At 62.7% G+C, this 19,109-nt stretch carries 25 protein-coding genes; 8 read left to right on the forward strand and 17 right to left on the reverse strand.

What is annotated here, in order from left to right:
• Positions 1–11: 11 nt before the first annotated feature.
• The 8 genes from ACMGFL_RS02435 to ACMGFL_RS02470 all read right to left on the reverse strand — a co-directional run bounded on the left by ACMGFL_RS02435 (position 12) and on the right by ACMGFL_RS02470 (position 6,318).
• Positions 12–692 carry a type I 3-dehydroquinate dehydratase gene (locus ACMGFL_RS02435; RefSeq protein ID WP_436933945.1) on the reverse strand — a complete coding sequence of 227 codons (681 nt, stop codon included), beginning with the start codon at positions 690–692 and terminating at the stop codon, positions 12–14.
• Between the two features lie 79 nt (positions 693–771).
• A complete protein-coding gene (locus ACMGFL_RS02440) occupies positions 772–1,659 on the reverse strand; it encodes a methyl-accepting chemotaxis protein (RefSeq protein WP_436933946.1) in 888 nt (295 codons plus the stop codon).
• 101 nt (positions 1,660–1,760) lie between these two features.
• Positions 1,761–2,165 carry a thioredoxin family protein gene (locus ACMGFL_RS02445; RefSeq protein ID WP_436933947.1) on the reverse strand — a complete coding sequence of 135 codons (405 nt, stop codon included), beginning with the start codon at positions 2,163–2,165 and terminating at the stop codon, positions 1,761–1,763.
• Between the two features lie 86 nt (positions 2,166–2,251).
• Positions 2,252–2,902: a cytochrome C biogenesis protein gene (locus tag ACMGFL_RS02450; protein ID WP_436933948.1), complete on the reverse strand. Its 651-nt coding sequence runs from the start codon at positions 2,900–2,902 to the stop codon at positions 2,252–2,254.
• Positions 2,899–3,408: a TlpA family protein disulfide reductase gene (locus tag ACMGFL_RS02455; RefSeq protein ID WP_436933949.1), complete on the reverse strand. Its 510-nt coding sequence runs from the start codon at positions 3,406–3,408 to the stop codon at positions 2,899–2,901. The genes ACMGFL_RS02450 and ACMGFL_RS02455 overlap by 4 nt, the downstream gene beginning before the upstream one ends.
• Positions 3,405–4,151: an SCO family protein gene (locus ACMGFL_RS02460; protein ID WP_436933950.1), complete on the reverse strand. Its 747-nt coding sequence runs from the start codon at positions 4,149–4,151 to the stop codon at positions 3,405–3,407. Before ACMGFL_RS02460 ends, ACMGFL_RS02455 begins: the two co-directional genes overlap by 4 nt.
• 114 nt (positions 4,152–4,265) lie before the next feature.
• The gene (locus ACMGFL_RS02465) at positions 4,266–4,685 is read right to left on the reverse strand and encodes a TRAM domain-containing protein (RefSeq protein ID WP_436933951.1); all 420 of its coding nucleotides are present in this window, start codon (positions 4,683–4,685) and stop codon (positions 4,266–4,268) included.
• 127 nt (positions 4,686–4,812) lie between these two features.
• Entirely contained in the window at positions 4,813–6,318 is a 1,506-nt protein-coding gene (locus tag ACMGFL_RS02470; RefSeq protein WP_436933952.1) for a sensor histidine kinase, read from the reverse strand.
• A 155-nt stretch (positions 6,319–6,473) separates the two neighbouring features.
• Here ACMGFL_RS02470 and ACMGFL_RS02475 point away from each other — a divergent pair, with 155 nt between their 5' ends.
• From ACMGFL_RS02475 to ACMGFL_RS02490, 4 genes are all read left to right on the forward strand, one after another.
• Positions 6,474–7,229, forward strand: a complete 756-nt coding sequence (locus tag ACMGFL_RS02475) for a TrmB family transcriptional regulator sugar-binding domain-containing protein (protein WP_436933953.1) — start codon at positions 6,474–6,476, stop codon at positions 7,227–7,229.
• 158 nt (positions 7,230–7,387) lie between these two features.
• A complete protein-coding gene (locus tag ACMGFL_RS02480; protein ID WP_436933954.1) occupies positions 7,388–7,669 on the forward strand; it encodes a DUF433 domain-containing protein in 282 nt (93 codons plus the stop codon).
• A complete protein-coding gene (locus ACMGFL_RS02485; RefSeq protein WP_436933955.1) occupies positions 7,669–7,830 on the forward strand; it encodes a hypothetical protein in 162 nt (53 codons plus the stop codon). The genes ACMGFL_RS02480 and ACMGFL_RS02485 overlap by 1 nt, the downstream gene beginning before the upstream one ends.
• Positions 7,830–8,009, forward strand: coding sequence for a hypothetical protein (locus ACMGFL_RS02490; protein ID WP_436936406.1), 180 nt, complete (start codon positions 7,830–7,832; stop codon positions 8,007–8,009). The genes ACMGFL_RS02485 and ACMGFL_RS02490 overlap by 1 nt, the downstream gene beginning before the upstream one ends.
• Positions 8,010–8,186: 177 nt before the next feature.
• Here ACMGFL_RS02490 and fer read toward each other — a convergent pair whose 3' ends face one another.
• Together fer and ACMGFL_RS02500 are read right to left on the reverse strand one after the other, a co-directional pair.
• The gene (gene fer, locus ACMGFL_RS02495; RefSeq protein WP_436933956.1) at positions 8,187–8,576 is read right to left on the reverse strand and encodes a ferredoxin Fer; all 390 of its coding nucleotides are present in this window, start codon (positions 8,574–8,576) and stop codon (positions 8,187–8,189) included.
• A gap of 151 nt (positions 8,577–8,727) precedes the next feature.
• Positions 8,728–8,904, reverse strand: coding sequence for a hypothetical protein (locus ACMGFL_RS02500; RefSeq protein ID WP_436933957.1), 177 nt, complete (start codon positions 8,902–8,904; stop codon positions 8,728–8,730).
• Between the two features lie 107 nt (positions 8,905–9,011).
• Here ACMGFL_RS02500 and hisA point away from each other — a divergent pair, with 107 nt between their 5' ends.
• Positions 9,012–9,728 (forward strand): 1-(5-phosphoribosyl)-5-[(5-phosphoribosylamino)methylideneamino]imidazole-4-carboxamide isomerase, encoded by a 717-nt coding sequence (gene hisA, locus ACMGFL_RS02505; RefSeq protein ID WP_436933958.1) that lies wholly within the window; start codon positions 9,012–9,014, stop codon positions 9,726–9,728.
• A gap of 15 nt (positions 9,729–9,743) precedes the next feature.
• On the opposite strand, the gene ACMGFL_RS02510 is transcribed toward hisA, so the two are convergent.
• Positions 9,744–10,205, reverse strand: coding sequence for a hypothetical protein (locus ACMGFL_RS02510; RefSeq protein WP_436933959.1), 462 nt, complete (start codon positions 10,203–10,205; stop codon positions 9,744–9,746).
• Between the two features lie 195 nt (positions 10,206–10,400).
• Positions 10,401–10,910 carry a 2'-5' RNA ligase family protein gene (locus ACMGFL_RS02515; protein ID WP_436933960.1) on the reverse strand — a complete coding sequence of 170 codons (510 nt, stop codon included), beginning with the start codon at positions 10,908–10,910 and terminating at the stop codon, positions 10,401–10,403.
• Between the two features lie 109 nt (positions 10,911–11,019).
• Here ACMGFL_RS02515 and ACMGFL_RS02520 point away from each other — a divergent pair, with 109 nt between their 5' ends.
• The gene (locus ACMGFL_RS02520; protein WP_436933961.1) at positions 11,020–12,201 is read left to right on the forward strand and encodes a DUF418 domain-containing protein; all 1,182 of its coding nucleotides are present in this window, start codon (positions 11,020–11,022) and stop codon (positions 12,199–12,201) included.
• A gap of 16 nt (positions 12,202–12,217) precedes the next feature.
• On the opposite strand, the gene ACMGFL_RS02525 is transcribed toward ACMGFL_RS02520, so the two are convergent.
• The 5 genes from ACMGFL_RS02525 to ACMGFL_RS02545 all read right to left on the reverse strand — a co-directional run bounded on the left by ACMGFL_RS02525 (position 12,218) and on the right by ACMGFL_RS02545 (position 16,037).
• Complete coding sequence (locus ACMGFL_RS02525) at positions 12,218–12,511, reverse strand: DUF8036 family membrane protein (protein WP_436933962.1); 294 nt, start codon at positions 12,509–12,511, stop codon at positions 12,218–12,220.
• Between the two features lie 8 nt (positions 12,512–12,519).
• Positions 12,520–12,795 carry a winged helix-turn-helix domain-containing protein gene (locus ACMGFL_RS02530; RefSeq protein ID WP_436933963.1) on the reverse strand — a complete coding sequence of 92 codons (276 nt, stop codon included), beginning with the start codon at positions 12,793–12,795 and terminating at the stop codon, positions 12,520–12,522.
• Between the two features lie 94 nt (positions 12,796–12,889).
• A complete protein-coding gene (locus ACMGFL_RS02535) occupies positions 12,890–14,374 on the reverse strand; it encodes a molybdopterin-dependent oxidoreductase (protein WP_436933964.1) in 1,485 nt (494 codons plus the stop codon).
• 156 nt (positions 14,375–14,530) lie between these two features.
• A complete protein-coding gene (locus tag ACMGFL_RS02540) occupies positions 14,531–15,649 on the reverse strand; it encodes a hypothetical protein (protein WP_436933965.1) in 1,119 nt (372 codons plus the stop codon).
• 202 nt (positions 15,650–15,851) lie between these two features.
• Entirely contained in the window at positions 15,852–16,037 is a 186-nt protein-coding gene (locus tag ACMGFL_RS02545) for a DUF7554 family protein (RefSeq protein ID WP_436933966.1), read from the reverse strand.
• Between the two features lie 306 nt (positions 16,038–16,343).
• Here ACMGFL_RS02545 and ACMGFL_RS02550 point away from each other — a divergent pair, with 306 nt between their 5' ends.
• Positions 16,344–17,552 (forward strand): argininosuccinate synthase, encoded by a 1,209-nt coding sequence (locus tag ACMGFL_RS02550; protein WP_436933967.1) that lies wholly within the window; start codon positions 16,344–16,346, stop codon positions 17,550–17,552.
• Position 17,553: 1 nt separating this feature from the next.
• Positions 17,554–19,017: an argininosuccinate lyase gene (gene argH / locus ACMGFL_RS02555; RefSeq protein ID WP_436933968.1), complete on the forward strand. Its 1,464-nt coding sequence runs from the start codon at positions 17,554–17,556 to the stop codon at positions 19,015–19,017.
• Positions 19,018–19,109 lie beyond the last annotated feature (92 nt).

Here is a 19,109-nt window from a genome sequence, read left to right on the forward strand (position 1 = left end):
TGGCTTGGACCTCACGACTGGGACTGGAGCGTCGAAACGAGGTCACGCAGCGTCGTCAGGTCGTACTGTCCGGGCGCAGTCGCGTCGGTGGGGTCGACCGGCGCGTATCCAATCACCGAGCCGTACAGCGGTGCGACCGCCCGGGAGTGACGACCCGCCTCGCCCATCGCCATCGTCGCCACTCGTGTTCCCGTCGCAGTCAGTTGCTCGGTCACCGAAAGCAGGTCGAGCACGTCCGCGCGGTCGTTTGCGGTAACTGCTATCTTGCCCACGTCACCGTACTCGCAGGCCCGTTCGAGCAGCGCCCTGAGCCGCTCGCGGTCCGGCGTCTCCGAGAAGTCGTGCGTGGAGACGACAGTCGAGACGTTCGCTTCCCGTGCCCGTTCAAGGACGCGCTCGGCGTCGCCCTCGGTGACTGCCTGCAGTTCGAGGTCGACCGCCTCGACGGCCGGAAGACGCACCGCCTCGACGAGCGCGTCGAGACGCTGTGGCGTGTCGGCCGCCTCGCCGCCCTCCCAGTCGACACGATTCGTGACGAGAATCGGAAGCTCCCCATCGTAGGTGCGAAGTGGCGCTACCCCGTCGTCTGCTAGATCCATCCGATACTCGATCAGATCTGCGTGTTCGCGTGCGGCGGGTTCCTCGCTCAGGTCGGCCGTACTCGCGGCCAGCCGAAACGTCTCGAACTCCATACCGGACAACTGGGAAGCGAGGCCAAAAAGATACGCTGTTTGCAGTCGGCCGGGTCGAAACCGCACTCGAATCGTCGAGTCAGGACTCGTACTGTTCGACCAGCGACTGGAGTTCGTTGATCTTCGCGGTCTGCTGTTCGTTTGCGGCGGCGATCTGTTCGATCTCCTCGGCGACCTCCTCGGCGTCTTCGGCGGTCGTGTCGACCATACTCGCGACCTCCTCGGTGCTCGCGGCCTGGTCGTCGGTCGCCGCCGCGACCTCCTCTGCCCCCTGTGCGGCCTCGCTGACCGCCTCGTCGATGCGCTGAAGGATATTCGCAGCCTCGTCGACCTGTTCGATCCCGCTTTCGACCTGCTCGTTTGCTTCCTCGATGCTCTGGACTGTCTCTTCCATGTCGGCTTTGATGTTCGAGACGAGCGACTCGATTTCTGTCGCGTTTTGCTGTGACTCCTCGGCCAGCGATTTGACCTCGTCGGCGACGACCGCAAAGCCTTCGCCCGCCTCGCCAGCGCGGGCCGCCTCGATGGAGGCGTTCAGCGCGAGCATGTTCGTCTGGTCGGCGATATCGTTGATGACCTCGACGATTTCGTCGATTTCGTCGACACGCTGGCGGAGCTGTTTGACGTCGGTGGATACGTCGTTGTTCGCCTCGTCGACCGCTTGCATCGCGTCGATGGCGTCGTCGGCGATCGACCCACCTTCCTGTGCGAGCGCCCGAGCGTCGTTCGAGACCGCCTTGACCTGGTTCGCACTCGATGCAACTTCCTCGACAGTGGCCGAGAGATTCGCCACCTCACCCGCCACTTCCTTCATGTTCTCTGATTGGTTCTGTGCGAGCTCGCTGATCTGCTGGGAACTGTCGGAGACGTTCCGCGATGCACGGAGCAACTCGTCGATTGCCGCCCCGAGATCCTGCCCTGTCCCCGGCCCGAAGTCCGCGAGCGAATCGTCTGAATCGGAGGCCATACTGTCGTGTGCGGACCGTTCCAAATTAAACGTGTGCCTTCGGTTATCAGGTCTGATTCTTTACTGGTCCGACAGCAAAATGGGTGCTCGACTGTGGGCGTTCAGGCCGCCTGCTCGACCAACGTTTCAAGCGTCGATCGGTCCTGTGCGCCGACGCGGCGCTCGACCGGTTCGCCATTCGTGTACACCACGAGCGTCGGGACGCCCTGAACACCGAGTTCGCCAGCCAGGCCCTGGTGTCTGTCGACGTCGACCTTGGCGACGAGCGCGTCAGTGTCGGCCGCGACCGCCTCGATCGCTGGCTCCATCATCTTGCAGGGGCCACACCAGTCCGCGTAGCAGTCGACCAGCACAACCTCGTGGTCAGCGACGAGCGTATCGAGATGCTCGCGGCTCTCGACCTCGACGGGGTCGTCTGGTGTCCCATCAGCGTCGCTCTCTGCTGATTCGAGCAGTTCCTGCCGTTTCTGTTCGCGGATCCGCTCTCTCTCGTCTGTGTCGTCCATCGACGAAAGATAGGGGCCGACTGCCAATAAATATTGTGTGAGTGGCACAATACAGAGAGTGGTTACGCTACGGGTGGGGGCGGGAGCTACCAGCCGACGGCGACGGCTATCTGCCCAAGCCCGGCGACCAGCACGAGCGCACCCGCGAGCCGGGTCGCAGCAGCCGCGTACGGTGCGACCGTCGCGGTTGCGAACTCGTCACCGACTGCAGTCGCGACGGTCACGCTCACGAGCAGCGCGGCGAACACGCCCGCGTAGATGAGAAAGGCCGCGACTGTGCCGGTCGGTGAGAGCGCGAACGACTGAAAGAGCACTGAGAGAAAGAGCGGCGCGACACAGCCAGCGGCGGCGAGCGCGTACAGCGCCCCGAAGCCGACGAAGCCGACCACGCCGGTTCGGCGCTCGGGCAACCGAACGGACAGCTCGAACGAGCGACCGGCGACGAGCAGGGCACCGAGCACGACGAGCACCGCGCCGACGGCCAGTTCGAGTGCGGGAAAGACGGGTCGAAGCGTGTCGCCGACCAGCGCGGCCAACAGTCCGAGTCCGAGAAACACCGCGAGTACGCCGACTGCGGCGGCGAGACCACGAACGAGTGCGCCCGCAAGCGGCGTCTCCTCGGTCTCGCTCGCTCCGACGTAGTAGCCGACGTATCCCGGGAGGAGAGCGTAGGCACACGGCGAGAAGAAGGTTGCAATCCCGGCGCTGAACGCGACTGCGAAGGTCGTCTCCGTCATGCTTGTTCGAGCGCGTCGCGCAACTCGGCTGCTGACTTTCGCCCCTGGTTGTCGTAGACGATGGTATTGTCCGAATCGAACACGAACGTGTGCGGAACCGACCGGATATCGAGCGCCGCAGTCAGTTCGAGGTCGGCGTCGATGGCGACTGGCCAGTCGCCGCCGTGTCGGTCCCACCAGTCTGCGACGTCCTGCTGGGTCGTCGTCTGCCCGACTGCCTCGTTCGTTACCGAGACGAACTGGGTGTCCTGTCCGTTCTCGTGGACTGAGACGAGTTCGGGCATCGTCGCTCGACAGTCCGGACACCACGTTGCGAACATCGTCAGCAGCGTCGGCTGACCATGCTGTGGCACCTGCATCGGTTCGACGGTCCGTCCACCGTCGTCGAGACGCTGGACCGGGACGGGGTCGACCTGCTCGCCCGAGGACGACGAGAGGGCAAACGCCGCCCCGCCACCGAGGACGGCGAGACTGCCGACACCAGCCAGCAGGTCGCGTCGTCTCACTGGTACCCCTCTCTCACGGCTTCGAGGTCGTCGATGACGATATCCGGTCGGGGCGGCCGGGGACTGTAGGCCCGCTCGACGAACCCGTCACGGTTGACGAGCAAGAGCAGGTTGCTGTGAGTGAATGTGACCGGTTCCTCGCCGGGGTCGAGCGGGTCGCCGTACTCGTATTCGCCGCTGTGACTGTGTCCGTCCTCCTCGATTTCGTTTTTCTCGAAGGCGACACCGAAGGTTCCGTGAACGACTTCCTGAGCACGTTCCGGGGACGCTGGTCGCAGGAAGTACCAGTTGTCTGCGGTCGGGTCGGCACCGTTTGCCTCGCCGAACTCCTGCAATCGCTCCGGATCGTCGAACTCGGGGTCGAACGTGGTCGGCATGAACGCCACTTCGTCGGCGTAGCCGTCCTCGTTGGCAGCGACCTGGGTCCGCGCAAGTGATGCGGTCATGGCCGGACACGGCCCCTGACAGCGAGTGAAAATAAAGGTTAACAGCGTCTCACGGTCACCGACGAACTCGCGGGTGGATATCTCGGTATCGTGCAGAGCCGACGGGAGCGTCACACCGGGGAGTTCCTGCCCGTAGCCGGGATACGCGAGGTCTTCCGGATCGACTTCGACGTCTCGGTCCGGTGGGCCGAGAACCGTGTTCTCGCTCCCCGCTGACCCGCTGCCGATACCGAGACACCCAGCGAGCGCGACACTACAGGCGGCGACCGTCCCACGGAGTACAGACCGGCGGTTCATATCTGTTCGTTGTACCGAACGGGGTTAGGCTATCTGGTATACGCGTCGAAAGCCTGCAATACACCCCGGATGACACTCTGTGTCAGTGAGGCGTCAGTTCGCGCTGGATGCGTCTCAGCGGTCCAGAACTGACGCGAACGCGACGTTCTGCTTGACGTCTTCGATCTCGACCCGCGGCGTGTCGCCGGGTTCGGCCTCTGGGACGATAACGACGTAGCCCCGTTCGACTTTCGCGATTCCGTCTCCCTGGTCGCCGACCGATTCGACCTCGACGGTTCGGATTTCGCCTTCGTCGACTGGTGGTGCTGGCGGCCCTGGTTCGCGGTCGGCGGAACTCAACTCTGTCTCGTCGACGGTCGATTCCGGTTCGTCCTCGGTGTCGACCTGCGGGAGCACCGCAACCCGATATATTTCGCTTGATCGGACAGCCCCGTGGTCGATCTCGCTTTCAGGTACCTCGACGACGTACCGCCCGTCGCGCTCTTCGACAGTCGCAGTAAACAAACTCCGCAACGAATCTGGGATCTCAACCATGCAGTACTCGTACTGTTCGGCGTCTAGTACTTAATTGTTTTCAGGCATTCGCGGGAAGAGTGGGCGAAAGACCGCCTTTCTCCTGGTCGTATTCAGAAAACAGACAGTATCAGAATCGAGAACTGTCTCAGGCACTCTCGGGATACTCCTGAACCGTGACGCCCTCGATTCGAAACCGGGCACCGCCGTCGTTTTCTACTGCGACGGTCCATCCGTGCAGATCTGCCAGGTCACCGACGATTGACAGCCCGAGTCCGGTGCTCTCGCTCTTCCCGGAGACACCGAGTTCGAAGGGGTTCTCGATGAGGTCCTGTGGCAGTCCGCGGCCGTCGTCCTCGACGACGAGACACCCGTCGGAAACGCTTACAGTGACCGTGACGTCGGTGTCACCACCGGGAGTGCCGTGTTCGATAGCATTCCGAAACAGGTTTTCGAGCATGCGCTGAAGCTGTGAGCGGTCCGCCTGCATCTCTGGCAGTGTGCCGGTTTCGAGCTGTCCATCGCCGGTGTCGACCGAATCCCACGCGTCCGCGACGACGGTCTCCAGTTCCACCGTCTCGATGTCGAGTTCGTCGCCGCGTGTGATCGCGAGGATGTCGTCGACGATTCGCTGGATCCGGCCGATCGATTCGTCGATGCGCTCTAGCCCCTCCAGGTCGTGGTCCCGTCGGAGCAACTCGACGTGTCCTTGCGCTACCGTCAGCGGGTTGCGGATGTCGTGTGAGACGAGCGACGCGAACTGTTCGAGCCGTTCGGTCTTCTCGCTGAGTTCGCGTTCCCGGCGTTCGAGCGCGTTTCTGGTCTCGATGGCATGGAGCGCGTGTCCGATCGTCTCGCCCAGTTCTCGGAGCACCGCCCGCTCCATCTCGGCCAGTTCCGGCCCCGTATCGAGGATGAGCGTACCGTACACGGTGTCCTCGAAGCGCACGGGCACGGCGATTCGGGTCACGTCCCCGTCGTCGCGCTCTCTCGTGACGACCTCCCCCGATTCGGTCGCGGTTTCCCGTAATTCCGTGCTGTACAGCGTCTCGTAGGTGCTCACGACCGTCTCGGCCGTGCCGGTTTCGGTGACGGCGACGAAGGCCGCCTCGGAGTAGATCCCGTTTCGCGTCAGCTCTGACACCATCCGGTCGACGAGCGACTCCCGGTTGCGCTCTCGCACCAGCGATTCGGTCACGTCACGGATGATCTCGTTGATCCGGGCCTGCTTCTCTGCGCGGCGCTCGGCGCGCCGTCTGCTCACTGCCGACTCCACCTGATAGCGCAACTGCTCGAACGCCTCCTCCTCGTCCGTATCACGGATGTAGGCTGTGACACCCGCCGACGTGGCGAGCCGGACACTGTCTTCGTTGACGATTTCAGTAAAGAGGATGACCGGAAGGTCGCCGTACTCCGCGCGGATGTGTTCGAGCAGCCGCAACCCGCCCATGTACGTCCGACCGTCCTGATCCGGAATCTCGTACTCGGCCACGACGCAGTCGACCGGTCGTTCTCGTAGTTTCCGCCGTGCTCCGGCGCGACCCGAGACCGACACGACCTCGAGATCCATCGAGACGCGGTCGAACGTCTCTCCGTATGCGTCCCGATCCGGCGTCTGACTGACGAGCAGTACCGTCGGCAGCGGCTCGGTCACAGTTCGACTGTGCGGGCCGGGGTAGTAAGCTGTTCTGGATACTATCATAATTGATATAGGTAATCAGCGCCCCGTGGCTCCGACTGGGAGTGTCGGCTGGCACCCTCTCGATGGACGGATACGCTTTTTTCGCTGGGGTGAGAACTGCCACCACGATGGAACCACAGACGTATCGGAACGTCTCCACGAAATCGGAGATGGTGACGGAGTTACGCGAACTCGCGGAGGGGGCCGAGGATATCTACGCGTTTCAGGGGCCACGCGAGTTCGTCCCGGAACTCGCGGACGCGCTCGAAGCGGCACACGACCGGGGTGTGCTGGTCTTGCTGTTGCTCGCCGACGAGGACCCCGAGAGCCTCACCGGCCAGTCGTATCCGGCGACTGCCGTCCGACAGTGGAACCCACAGGGACCGGTCGTCACCTCGGCGATGGTCGATTACGTCAGCGGGTTCGTCACCGACGCGCAGTTCGACGACTACGGCGGCGACGGCCGCGCGTTGGCGTATCACGACCGCTACTTCGGGGGGATGCATCTCACCAGCCTTATCCTGAACTACTGGCGCGAGGGGCGAGAGGTGTTCACAGCCGACCCCAAACCGCTGCCCCGCGAGTACGAGAGCTTCTATCACGCGGTCATCGACACCGCGAAGCATCTCCGCGACGACCGGGACCTGTACGCGCGTGTCTGTGGACGACGCAAGCGAAACGACGAACCCGAGACGATAACCGGACCGGTCGTCAACGTCCGCCAGAACATCATCTACCCGATCACCAACTCGATGCCAAGCGAGAACAGCCTCTTTCTCGAAACCGACGGCGGACAGATATCGATCGGTGGTCCCTCCTCGGAACTCGAAGACCTCCGAGCAGAAGATGTCGAACTGTTCGAGGGGTCGGTCGTGAATAGCTAGATACGGCCTGCGAACCGAATCGCAAGTGAGCAACTATTCAACAGTGCTGTCGGGGGTGGTTCGGAACCCGAACTACCCGTCTGACACGCGATTAGATGACGCGGGACTGAACGCATTTTGGGCCGGATGTTCAAGTGCGATGGCGGCGTAGATTGCGTATGAGCCAGGTGACGAGACGGATCGTGAAGGAGCTACACGACGAGCCACATCTCGAAGGCCGTCGAGTCACGGTCCAGTTCATCAAGTCACAGGTCGAGGACCGCGGCCTCGAACCACGGACAGTCGCCGACCGGCACGACATCGACGTGGCCGATGTCTATCGGGCGCTCACCTACTACCACGACAACCCAGAAGAGATGCGCGCCGTCGAACGCGAGCGTGCAGCGGCGATCGAAGAGCACGAACACCTGACGACCGATCCGAGCGACGTGCGCGACTGATGGTGTACCGGATTCTCGCCGACGAGAATATCGAGCGAGCGACAGTCAACTACTTGCGAAAGCTCGGGCACGACGTCGAACGCCTCGACGATGTCACCGAACTCGGACTCGTGCCGAAGACGAGTCGATCGCCCGGTACGCCCACGAACACGAGCGGCTGATCCTCACGCAAGACGACGATTTCTTCGCCGAGCTGGACGCCGAAACCACGGCGGGCGTCCTCTTCCAGAGAGACCAGACGCTATCGACGCGCGATGTCGGCGACGCCGTCCACGAGATGTCACAGTGTCTCGATCAGTCCGACGTGCTCCTCGAATACGTCAGCAGGAACTGGCTGTGAGAGATGACCTTCTCATGTCAATCTGGCGATTACATCTGGTACCCAGTTCTGCCCGCAGTCACTGTCAGAGATGAAGCTGAGCAGTAGAAGCTCTTTGAGCCGGGTGATTGATGAGGTCGCAACGTATGCGACCTCAAAGGACGATCGGCTTGTTTAACGCGCGTTGTACGCTGTTACTTAGATGACGCGGTTCTGCAGGTAGTCGAGATGCTTTGCGTTGTAGACGATCTTGACCTCGTCGGTCTCGGCTGATCCGATGCAGGTCAGGCGAACGTTCTTGTCTTCGACTTCCTCGTCGGAGAGGATCTGCTGCATGTCCATGTTGATCTCGCCGTCGATGACGATCGCCGCGCAGTTCGCACATGCACCGGCTCGACACGAGAACGGCCAGTCGTATCCCTGTGCTTCGGCGGCTTCGAGGATGTACTCCCCTTCGTTCACTTCGAGCGTGCCGTAATCCTCGTCGTCGAGGCCCGCATCGGCGGCTTCCTCGAAGACTGCGTCGTCGTACATGTCCCAGCCGTTGTCGTCCACTACCTCGTAATTCAGGTACTCTACTGTTGGCATCACCCTGTAGTTGAAAGCCCTCCGGGTTAGACTTTGCTGTTGGCGACGAACCGTCCGGACAATCATGATAAATCCACGTACTCCCGAAAATACGCCGGTAGCGGCGATGAAGCGCTGCTTCTGTTTTCCCCGGTATTGTTATTTGGCCCGCCTAGAGGTTGACAATATCTTTCACGGGAACGATCCGGTGTTTCATCAGCGGTTTCGTGTAGCCGGGCGACTCCTCGGAGACCCCCGACGTGTACACCTTGACTTTCTGCTGGAGCACGTGTGGCTCGCCGTTTTTGTCCTCCATGACGGTGATCGATTGCCAGGATTCCTCTTCCATATCCCGGATGGCGCTGCCAGCGACTTATCTGTTGGCGGATCAGTGCTGGCTCCGCTCTCGTTTCCACGAACCGCACCGCTTAACGCCGACACCAACCAGATCCGAGTATGTTCAGCGAGTTCGAGGTCATTCCGGCAGTCGACATGCAGGACGGGGAGGTCGTTCAGCTCGTCGGCGGCGAGCGCGGGACCGAACGCACCTACGGCGACCCGGTCGCGGCCGCGCGGCGGTGGGTCGAGCAAGGCGCAGCGACGCTCCATCTCGTCGACCTCGACGGCGCGTTCGAGGGCGAGCGACAGAACGCCACCGCGGTCGAGGCCATCCTCAATGCGGTCGACGTCGACGTTCAGATCGGCGGCGGCATCCGAACCGAGGCAGACGCCGTTGGACTACTCGACCGCGGCGTCGACCGCGTGATCCTCGGCACGGCGGCGGTCGAGACCCCCGAAATCGTCGAGGAGATTAGCGCCGTCCACCCCGGCAGCGTGATGGTGAGTCTGGACGCCAGAGGCGGCGAAGTGGTCGTCTCGGGCTGGACCGAAGGGACCGGACTTGATCCGGCCGAGGCCGCCGAACGCTACGAGCAACTCGGCGCTGGCGCGATTCTGTTCACCGACGTGGACGTGGAAGGACAGCTATCGGGTGTTCGCACGGACCCTGTACAGAACGTCGTCGATGCCGTCGACATTCCCGTCGTCGCGAGCGGCGGCGTCGCCACGCTCGACGACATCCGCGACCTGCGATCGGCTGGCGCCGACGCGGTCGTCGTCGGGAGCGCCCTCTACGAGGGGAAGTTCACGCTCGAAGACGCCCGGACGCTGTAGGGTCGCAGTTGGGCCTCAAGTCTCGACCTGTGAGTCACTTGCTTCTCTTGACTGCCAGTTAACCTCGCCGTCAGAGCCGGGGACGTGTAGCCGGGCGTATTGCGGTGGAGTCTCACTCTCGGAACCACCGCCACTTGGCATGAATGAGTAAGAAATCCCGCCCTCAGCGAACGATTCGACACGTGCGTTCAGTGTGACAGTGGTTCCAGTCGAGGCTGAAACGAACGCTTCGCGGATCTCGATTTCACCCGACGGAACCACTTTCTCGAAGGTTTGTGAGTGATCAACTGTCGTGACTGTCACCGAAAGATCTGCTACAGCTGTATTGGAGACCCAAAGCGTCCCGCTTGGATACTTTGGACCGGGAACCTTCTCGTCACCATCGTCATCATCCGATGTGAATACGCCGGTACAGCCACACATCGCAACTGCTGTACTTACACCAATCGTCGTTAGAAACCGTCTTCTGGAGGGCATCAAGCATGCCTGTCGTCTATCGTGTATAATAATTTGGTGAAGGGCGTTGGCCTGTCTTTGCTGATCCCCCGCGTGCGCTCTTGAATTTCCTATACCTCACGAGACACCTCTACCATTTTCCACGCCTCACGAGACAGACCTGCCATTCGACAGTTGACAGGCTTGGTTGAGACGTACAACGTTATGAGGCACCACTCAGGCCGGGAGCGAAACTGTACTGACCGTCTCGGAGTGGCGCGCGTCCCAGAAGCACAGTTCGGTGACCGTCCACTCGATCGGGTCGATGTCGCGGTCGGTCACCGCCTTCGCCCGTTCGGTCGACCCGCCCCGAGCGACCGTGACGTGTGGGGTGTATCCCTCGCCTTCGATCCCCTCGATCGGGTCGAACACCTCGGCAAGTCGGAGATGGAGTCGGCGCAATTCGGGTGACTCGACGGCGAGGTAAATAACGGGTGTGGGGCCGGTTATCGCTTCCGGAAAGTACGACAGGTCGGTTATGCGGATCTCGAAGGCTGGCTGTCCGACGAGCAGTTCACGGACGCGGGCTTCGAGACGGTTGTACTCCTCGACCCCGTCGCCGCCGAGTCGCTTCACCCCGAGCGTGTGCTCGCCGCGTTCGCGTTCCCGAGCGCCCGGTAACTCGCGGGCGATGTCGCCAGCCAGCGCGGCCACGTTGGCTGGCACCGGAACGTTCAGGCTGTACACACCTACACCACGGCGACGGCGGGCAAAAACGCGTCGGTCGAGATGCCGGACCAGTCCCTCGGCGCCGCCAACCGAAAGACCATTCATTCTGCTCCTGTTCTCGTATCGTGTGACGTCTCGCGCAACGCCGACACCCCCGTCAGACCGGATTCTCAGCCTCGACGCGCTCCGCGGCGTTGCCATCTTCGGCATTCTCGTCATCAACATCCAGTCGTTTTCGATGCCGACGATCGCGCGGATCAACCCCTCCGAGTTCGGTGACTTCACCGGGATCAATTTCGCCGTCTGGCTGCTGAGTCACGTCTTCGTCGAGCGAAAGCTGATCACCATCTTCGCGCTGCTGTTCGGGGCCGGCGTGTTGCTGTTCACCAACCGCAAGGAAGCACAGGGGTACGAGGCGGTCAAACTCCACTACCGGCGGACGTTCTGGCTGCTCGTCATCGGTGGGATCCATGCGTATCTCCTCTGGCAGGGGGACATTCTGGTCGTCTACGGTCTCTGTGCGCTGTGGGTCGTTCTGGCGCGTGACTGGCCCGCCAGAAAACTCGCCATTATCGGGACTGGACTGTTGCTCATTCCCTTCCTCCTTCGTCTCCAGTACGCACTCACGCTCGATATGCACGCGTCGGTCGACTTCTGGACTGCCTCGCCGGACGCAATTCAGGCGGAAATCGAGGCGTATCGCGGCGGCTGGCTGTCGACGATGGACGAGCGCGTGCCCGCAGCCATCGACCAGCACACCACACAGTTTCTGACTGTGATCGGGTGGCGATACACCGGGATCATGCTATGGGGGATGGCGCTTTTCAAGTGGGGCGTGCTCTCGGGTGAACGCACGAGAGCGGAGTACCGCAAGCTGGCGGTCGGCGGCGCGGTCGGCGGCCTCGCGCTGACTGGTTCGGGCGTGCTCTTTCTGTACTACTACGACTGGAGCGGCGGTGCTGGCGTCGCCTGGCCGCTCTTCAACTACTGGGGCAGTCTCTTGCTTGCGCTGTCGTACACCGCGCTGGTCGTGCTCGTCTGTCAGCACTGGCCCGAGAACGCGCTCGTCCGGGTGTCCTCGGCAGTCGGACGGACCGCACTGAGCAACTACCTGTTTCAGACAGTGGTTGCTATCTCGATTTTCTACGGGTTCGGCTTCGGCCTGTTCGGTCGCGTCTCTCGGGTCGAACAGGTCGGGTTCGTCCTCGGCATCTGGGTCCTGCAGACGGTGCTGACGATACTCTGGCTGCGAACTCATCGGTACGGCCCGATGGAGTGGGTCTGGCGAAAACTCACGTACGGCCTGTGAACGAGAGCGTTCGTCGCTACTGGAGGGTCACGTACGTCAGGAAGGCGATTGCGAGCAGTTCGAGCAGTCGCATCCCGACGACGATTTCGCCGACCAGCGGGTCAGAGGAGTACAGCATCGACATGCTCCGGAAGAAGAAAAACACGGCAATCAGATTTTCGAGCAGCAGGACGGCGCTGAATCCAACGAGACCGAGCACCATCGTCGAGCGGAATTTCCGGTAGTTCCGGAGCCACACCGTGAGCAACACGACGAGCAGAGCGCTGTTGACCGTCGCGAGAGCCATCCCGGCCGCTCTGAGCCCTTCCATCGCCACCGTCAGTCCACCTCCTCGACTATCTGGTCGAACGTCTCCAGGTGATTCTCGAACTGGTCGGTCAGGAAGTACAGTTTCCCGTAGTCGTGGTCGCTCGGTTCGACGACGTCGTGTTCCACTAACATGTCCAGATGGTGGGTGATCGTGTTGTAGTCGACTGCCAGTTCCTCGGCGAGTTCGTTCGCATTCCGTGGCTGCTGCCGAAGTTGCCGGACAATCTTGACCCTGTTTGTACCGCCGCGACTGCCAGCAAACAGGTACCACAGGGCCTTCTCCATTCGCTGTCAGATAGTGTAATCGGTGTGACCAAAGGCGTTTCGCACCCCGGGTGGATTCCGAAGTTCACCGGCGACTGCCAGAGCGCCGGGTCAGTCATTCCGTCACCGTCTTGTGTACCCACCCAGTCGCGCCGCTGGGTGCGGGACCCGACTGTTCCTCAGTCTGAACCGTCCCCTCACCGTCGACTGCCCGGACGACAACCTCGTGGATGTCGTCGGGTTCGAACTCGTATCGGTACTGTCGCCAGACGTCCTCGTCGGGTAATGGTTCCGACAGTTCAGCCTCCGCCCAGGTCTCTCCGGCGTCAGTCGAGACTTCGACGCGGTCGATTCCGCGCGTTCCGGCGTAGGCGTGTCCGGCCAGTTCGACCCGCCCGTCGTCGAGCCTGGTGACTCCCTCGTCCCAGAGTTTGGCGACGGTGTTGACGGGGCCGGTGCCCTCCCAGCCGCGCTCCTCCCAGTAGCCGTCCTCGGCCTCTTCGAGCAGTTCGATCTCCTGAATCCACTTGACGTTGGTCTCGCCCCAGTGGCCGGGCACGAGCACGCGGACGGGGTGGCCGTTCTTCCGGGGGAGTGGCTGTCCGTTCATCCCCCACGCGAGAAAGCCGTCTTCGAGCGCCTCGACGGGGAACTGGACGTAGTAGCCGTCCTCGCCGTAGATCATCACACAGCCACACGCGCCCTCGGGATCCACCTCGTCGAGCAGGGAACGGATCGGCGTCCCCGTCCAGACCGCAGTGTCGAGTTTCTTCCCGTTGAGGTTTTCGCCGACACAGCGCAAGGTGATGAGACGATGCTCGACGGGCATCTGCGTCAGCTCGTCGTAGGTGAGTTCCGCGTCCGTTCCAACTTCGCCCGTGACCGAGAGTGTCCACTCTTCGGATTCGACTGTGGGGTCGAAACCAGAGATGCTCGTCCGGAAAAACTCGTCGATGGTACTCACGAGCCCCGGAAGTTCGGTACTGGCGAGGTCGAGTTCCCGTTCGCGGGCCTCCTGAAAGCGCTGGTCGATGTCTGCCTTACTCGCACCCGGCACCGCATCACCCGTGTCGAGCGACGGGCCAGCGAAGGTGTTCCCCGTCACGAAGCCGAGTCCGACGAAGCCGAGCGCGCCAGCGCTCGCAGCGACCACGCGTCGACGTCGGTGGTCCGGCGCTGCGGGTGCGGGTGCGGCTCCGATGGCGGTAAACGCGAGTACCGGCACCGCAGCACCGAGCGCCAGTAGCGGCGCGCCCGTGAGCAGCGCCACCAGCCCCCAACTCACGAGGCCAGCGAGGACGCTGCCGAGAATTCGCCTGTCCAGTCGTCTGGCGACGGTCATACCTCCGATCGCGATCACCCCCAGCAGCGTGACGGCGATGAGGACAGACAGCGCGCGATGGAAGTGATGGCTCTCTTCGCCGACGTTCGCGATCATCCACTGGGAGATGGCGCCCGGCGTCGAGTTGATGACGAAGTCGTCGATGGGTTGCATGAGAAACGACCGCGAGTAGCCAGCCGTCGCGTAGGAGCCGACGAACCCCGTGATGCCTGCGAGGGCTGCGAAGAGTGCATCTGTTCGTGTGGGGCGTTCGATCATGTGATAACACCTCCCTGCTGGGTCGCCGTCGTGTGCTGAGGTTCGGTCATGGCTCGTTTCCCTGTATTGGGGCTGCAACCGCATAAATCACCGGCGCAGTGTTTGGGTGAACCAGTTGCTGTTCCATCCGTGCCGAGAGCTTTGGCAGTCATCTGTTCACTCCACCGACACGACCGGACAGTTGACCGTCGCTTGGTTTTCCGCGAGGATGGTCGCGTCCGTCGCGGAACTGAGATCGGAGACCGCATCGAAGTCGGCGTTGTCGTAGATGTTGACCGACCACAGTGGCGAGTAGCCGCCGCTTCCCGGCAGCGTCGCGACGACGTTGTGGGTCTGGCTACTCATCTCCTCGGTCATGAAGCCGGATGGCGGGCCGCCACCGTCCTCGCCGGGGTTCGTATTGAAGCTGACGTAGATCGGTGACAGCGGGACACTGCCGTTCATACTCTCGATGGTGTCCTCCTCGAACAGGAAGTAGCTCACGACAGACCCGTCGTACCATCCCTCGACGACCGGTGCCCCATCGTGGTCGTCACCGTAGTGTTTCGCGGCCGTCGAGCCCTCGGGCACGACGGGACAGTTCTTGATGACGTTGGTCTGTTCGATATCGTAATCCGCCGCAGAGATGTCGGCGACACTCGTGGCCGTGTTTGCCTCGTACTCGTCGGGGACGACCACTCTGTTGACGCGCCAGAAGTCGTTGTACCCCGGATCCCCGGGGATCACGTCGATGACGTTCAACTGGCCTTCGACCGGGTCGCCGTTCTCGTCGACGAAGGTGTAGATCGGTGCGGGTTCGGTCGGTTGCACGTCGAAGTTGTAGTACTCGACTGTCTCGCCGTCTGGGCCGAGTCCGCGCGTGAGGAAGGGTTGCTCGTCGAAGTTGATTGCTTCGTCCGGCCCTGGAAGGTCGTTTCCGTCGCCCCGAACCAGCAGCGTTCCGGCCTCCTCGCTGAACCGGTCGACCGACGCCTGCGGTGCCGCCGCGGGATCTGTGGGACTCATCCCGTCGTCGCCATCGTCCATTCCATCGTCATCATTCATTCCATCATCGCCATCGTCCATTCCATCGTCACCGTTCATTCCGTCATCGCCATCGTCCATTCCATCGTCATCATTCATTCCATCATCGCCATCGTCCATCCCATCGCCGTCATCACTCATCCCGTCGTTCCCGCTCTCGTCATCGTCGTCACTACCGAGACACCCTGCCAGTGCGATAGCCGTGGATCCGCCTGCGAGTTGCAAGATCCGTCGTCGTGTGTGTTCTGTCATTCCAAGCAGACAGTTTCGCGATAGTCACAAGTAGATTTTTCAACATTAGGACAAACTACGGTCGGATTCCGTTCAAAATCCGTTCAAAATCTCTCTCGGTTCTGCCTGCAGTCGTGCCTTGAGACGACGCTCTCGATGATCGGCCACCTGATATACTGAAATTGATACGATTGGGTGAAACGGCTGGTTCGGAGCCGCGAATCTAGATGTAGTCGAGCCACCACAGCAGAATGAGCGCGATGATGATGAGTCCAAAGGTCGACGTGAGCAAGTCGAACACCGAGTCGAGCACGTCGAACAGCGCGTCGATGATCTGCACACCGATCCAGACGATAACCAGCACCAGAATGATCTGCAGCAGTGTCTCGACTTCGAGTTTCCCTCGCATACTGTAGAACACTCCTGCCTGACAGAAATCCTTTCTGGCTACCGCTCACCGATACCGTGAGAAACACACGCAAGCGGGCGCTTTCGGAAGATATTAGTACGGCGCTGGCACAACTCACAGGCACATGATGAGAACCCACTCGGTCGGCACGCGCAGGCGCTCGACCCGTGGGTTCCGCCAGCGACTCGTTTTCCGGCGGCGACCGGGCCGTTAGGCCCGATACACATCTCACCACCGTTTCGTACCGATTTTCGATTCCCGCCACAGTCGGAGGGCGGATACCACATCCGACACTCAAAACAAGACATGTCAGATACAGACCGCGTCGCGCTCGCCTTCTCGGGTGGGCTCGACACGACCGTTTGCGTTCCGCTGCTCGAAGAGGAGTACGGCTACGACGAAGTGATCGGCGTCACCGTCGACGTCGGACAGCCCGAAAAGGAGTTTGCAGAGGCCGAAGAGACTGCGGAGGCGCTCGGCGTCGAGAACTACGTCGTCGACGCGCGCGAGGAGTTCGCGCAACTGTGCCTTCGCTCGGTCAAGGCAAACGCCACCTATCAGGGGTATCCCCTCGGGACCGCGCTCGCCCGTCCCGTTATTGCCGAGGCAATCCTCGACGTGGCGCTCGAACAGGACTGCACGGCACTCGCACACGGCTGTACCGGGAAGGGTAACGACCAGTTGCGCTTCGAGGCGGTGTGGCGGAACTCGCCGCTCGACGTGATCGCACCGGTTCGCGAACTCGGCCTCACCCGCGAGTGGGAAAAGGAGTACGCGCTCGAACGTGACCTGCCCGTCGAGGGCGGTTCCGAGGGCCGATACAGCGTCGACACCAACCTCTGGAGTCGCTCGATCGAAGGCTCGGAACTCGAAGACCCGGCGACGATTCCTGAGGACGACATCTACGACTGGACGACGAATCCGAGCGGCAAGGAGGCGGAACTCGTCGAGATAACCTTCGAGGCGGGCGAACCCGTCGCGCTCGACGGCGAGGACATCGGTCCGGTTGCACTCATCGAGACACTCAACGAGCAGGCTGGCGCACACGGCGTCGGCCGCACCGACATGATGGAAGACCGGATGCTCGGCCTCAAGGTCAGGGAGAACTACGAACACCCGGCCGCGACCGTTCTGCTGACCGCTCACGAGGCCCTCGAAGGCCTCGTCCTGACCCAGGAGGAACGCCAGTTCAAGCAGCAGATCGACCAGCAGTGGTCGCTGAAGGGGTATCAGGGTCTCATCGACTCGCCCTTCGTCGACGCACTGGAGGGCTTCATCGAGAGCACGCAGTCCCGCGTCACCGGCACGGTGACGGTGAAACTCGAAGGCGGACACTGCCGTCCGGTCGCCCGCGAGAGCGACTATGCCGTCTACAGCGAATCCGCCGCCTCGTTCGACGAGGAGGACGTCATCGGCGGCATCACGCAGGAGGACGCCACTGGTGTCGCCAAGTATCACGGCTTCCAGTCACGTCTGGCGAATCGCGCCATCGAGAACGCACGCAAGAACGAGTAAGATGACCGACGAAGACGATGCAGAAGAGACCGTCGTCCGCCGCGACCGCTTCAGTGGCGGCCCAGCCCGCGAGTTTCTCTCCTCGCTCGGAGCCGACGAGCGGATCTTCGCAGCGGATCTGGCGGTCGACCGCGCACACGTCGTGATGCTCGCCGAACAGGACATCGTCGACGACGACACTGCAAGCGAGATTCTCGGCGCGCTCGCAGACATCGAGAACGCGGGCCACGACGAACTCCCCGACGGCGAGGACGTTCACGAGGCCATCGAGACGGCGGTCATCGACAGGGTCGGCCCCGACGGCGGCCGGATGCACACGGCCCGGTCGCGCAACGACGAGGTCGCCGCCTGCCTCCGGTATCGGTTGCGTTCGGACATCCTCGATGCGCTCGAAACGGTGCTTTCGGGGCGTGACGCGCTGCTCGACGCCGCGAGCGAGCACACCGAGACGGTGATGCCCGGCTACACGCATCTCCAGCCAGCACAGCCGACCACCGTCGCCCACTGGCTGTGTTCCTACGAACAGGCGCTCGCCCGCGACACGGAACGTCTCCTTGACGCCTACGAGCGCGTCAACCGGTCGCCGCTCGGCGCGGCGGCATTCGCGGGGACGCCGTTCGACATCGACCGCGAGCGCACGGCGGAACTGCTCGGCTTCGACGGCCTCGTCGAGAACGCGACCGACGCCGTCTCGGCGCGTGACTGTCTCGTCGAGACGACAGCGGCCGCCACGGGACTCGGCCTGACGCTCTCGGGCCTCGCCGAGGATCTGGTCGTGTTCGCGAGCAAGGGCCACGTCGAACTCGCCGACGAGTACGCGTCCACGTCGTCGATCATGCCCCAGAAGAAGAATCCCGATACGCTGGAACTGGTGCGCGGCCGCACCGGCGACGCGACGGCCGGGCTGAACGGGCTGGTGACGACGCTCAAGGGCCTGCCGCGCGCGTACAACCGCGACCTGCAGCGTGCGAGCGGGCACGCCTTCGACGCTATCGACTCGGTCGTCGAGTCGACGGACGTCGCAATCGGCGCGGTGACGACCGCCGAGTGGCCGGAGGCAGCACTCGCCGACGCCGCTGGCGACGGGTTTGCCACTGCGACGGGTGTGGCGGACTCGCTCGCTCGCTCCGGAGTCCCCTTCCGGACGGCACACGAAGTCGTCGCTCACGCGGGCGAGCGCTCGGCGGATCCCGCTATCGAGGACATCGAGGCGGCAGTCGAGGAACTACTCGACGACGATCAGGCGAACGCGCTCGACTGGGACGCAATCGAGCAGGCGCTCGACCCGACGGCCAGCGTCGAGATGCGCGACTCGCGCGGTGGACCCGCCCCGGAGACGGTCAGCACGCACATCGCTCGCGCCCGTACCCGTCTCGACACCGACAGCGAGGCGGCGACCGACCGCCGCGAGGACGTCGAACTGGCGAGTGCGCATCTGGACAGGGAGGTCGACCACTATGTCTAGGACACACCGCCACGCACGCCCTTCTCAGCCGTCGATAGCCCCGCTCCGGCGGCAGCCGCCGACCGCTCCGTTTCGGCGGCGGCCGGTGACCG

Origin of the sequence: Halovenus marina (genome assembly GCF_051414115.1) — an archaeon.
GTDB lineage: Archaea > Halobacteriota > Halobacteria > Halobacteriales > Haloarculaceae > Halovenus > Halovenus marina.

Coding starts and splice junctions, on each gene's coding strand:
- ACMGFL_RS02435 (WP_436933945.1), bottom strand. CDS start 692: ATGGAGTTCGAGACGTTTCGGCTGGCCGCGAGTACGGCCGACCTGAGC.
- ACMGFL_RS02440 (WP_436933946.1), bottom strand. CDS start 1,659: ATGGCCTCCGATTCAGACGATTCGCTCGCGGACTTCGGGCCGGGGACA.
- ACMGFL_RS02445 (WP_436933947.1), bottom strand. CDS start 2,165: ATGGACGACACAGACGAGAGAGAGCGGATCCGCGAACAGAAACGGCAG.
- ACMGFL_RS02450 (WP_436933948.1), bottom strand. CDS start 2,902: ATGACGGAGACGACCTTCGCAGTCGCGTTCAGCGCCGGGATTGCAACC.
- ACMGFL_RS02460 (WP_436933950.1), bottom strand. CDS start 4,151: ATGAACCGCCGGTCTGTACTCCGTGGGACGGTCGCCGCCTGTAGTGTC.
- ACMGFL_RS02465 (WP_436933951.1), bottom strand. CDS start 4,685: ATGGTTGAGATCCCAGATTCGTTGCGGAGTTTGTTTACTGCGACTGTC.
- ACMGFL_RS02475 (WP_436933953.1), top strand. CDS start 6,474: ATGGAACCACAGACGTATCGGAACGTCTCCACGAAATCGGAGATGGTG.
- ACMGFL_RS02480 (WP_436933954.1), top strand. CDS start 7,388: ATGAGCCAGGTGACGAGACGGATCGTGAAGGAGCTACACGACGAGCCA.
- ACMGFL_RS02485 (WP_436933955.1), top strand. CDS start 7,669: ATGGTGTACCGGATTCTCGCCGACGAGAATATCGAGCGAGCGACAGTC.
- fer (WP_436933956.1), bottom strand. CDS start 8,576: ATGCCAACAGTAGAGTACCTGAATTACGAGGTAGTGGACGACAACGGC.
- ACMGFL_RS02500 (WP_436933957.1), bottom strand. CDS start 8,904: ATGGAAGAGGAATCCTGGCAATCGATCACCGTCATGGAGGACAAAAAC.
- hisA (WP_436933958.1), top strand. CDS start 9,012: ATGTTCAGCGAGTTCGAGGTCATTCCGGCAGTCGACATGCAGGACGGG.
- ACMGFL_RS02510 (WP_436933959.1), bottom strand. CDS start 10,205: ATGCCCTCCAGAAGACGGTTTCTAACGACGATTGGTGTAAGTACAGCA.
- ACMGFL_RS02525 (WP_436933962.1), bottom strand. CDS start 12,511: ATGGAAGGGCTCAGAGCGGCCGGGATGGCTCTCGCGACGGTCAACAGC.
- ACMGFL_RS02530 (WP_436933963.1), bottom strand. CDS start 12,795: ATGGAGAAGGCCCTGTGGTACCTGTTTGCTGGCAGTCGCGGCGGTACA.
- ACMGFL_RS02535 (WP_436933964.1), bottom strand. CDS start 14,374: ATGATCGAACGCCCCACACGAACAGATGCACTCTTCGCAGCCCTCGCA.
- ACMGFL_RS02540 (WP_436933965.1), bottom strand. CDS start 15,649: ATGACAGAACACACACGACGACGGATCTTGCAACTCGCAGGCGGATCC.
- ACMGFL_RS02545 (WP_436933966.1), bottom strand. CDS start 16,037: ATGCGAGGGAAACTCGAAGTCGAGACACTGCTGCAGATCATTCTGGTG.
- ACMGFL_RS02550 (WP_436933967.1), top strand. CDS start 16,344: ATGTCAGATACAGACCGCGTCGCGCTCGCCTTCTCGGGTGGGCTCGAC.
- argH (WP_436933968.1), top strand. CDS start 17,554: ATGACCGACGAAGACGATGCAGAAGAGACCGTCGTCCGCCGCGACCGC.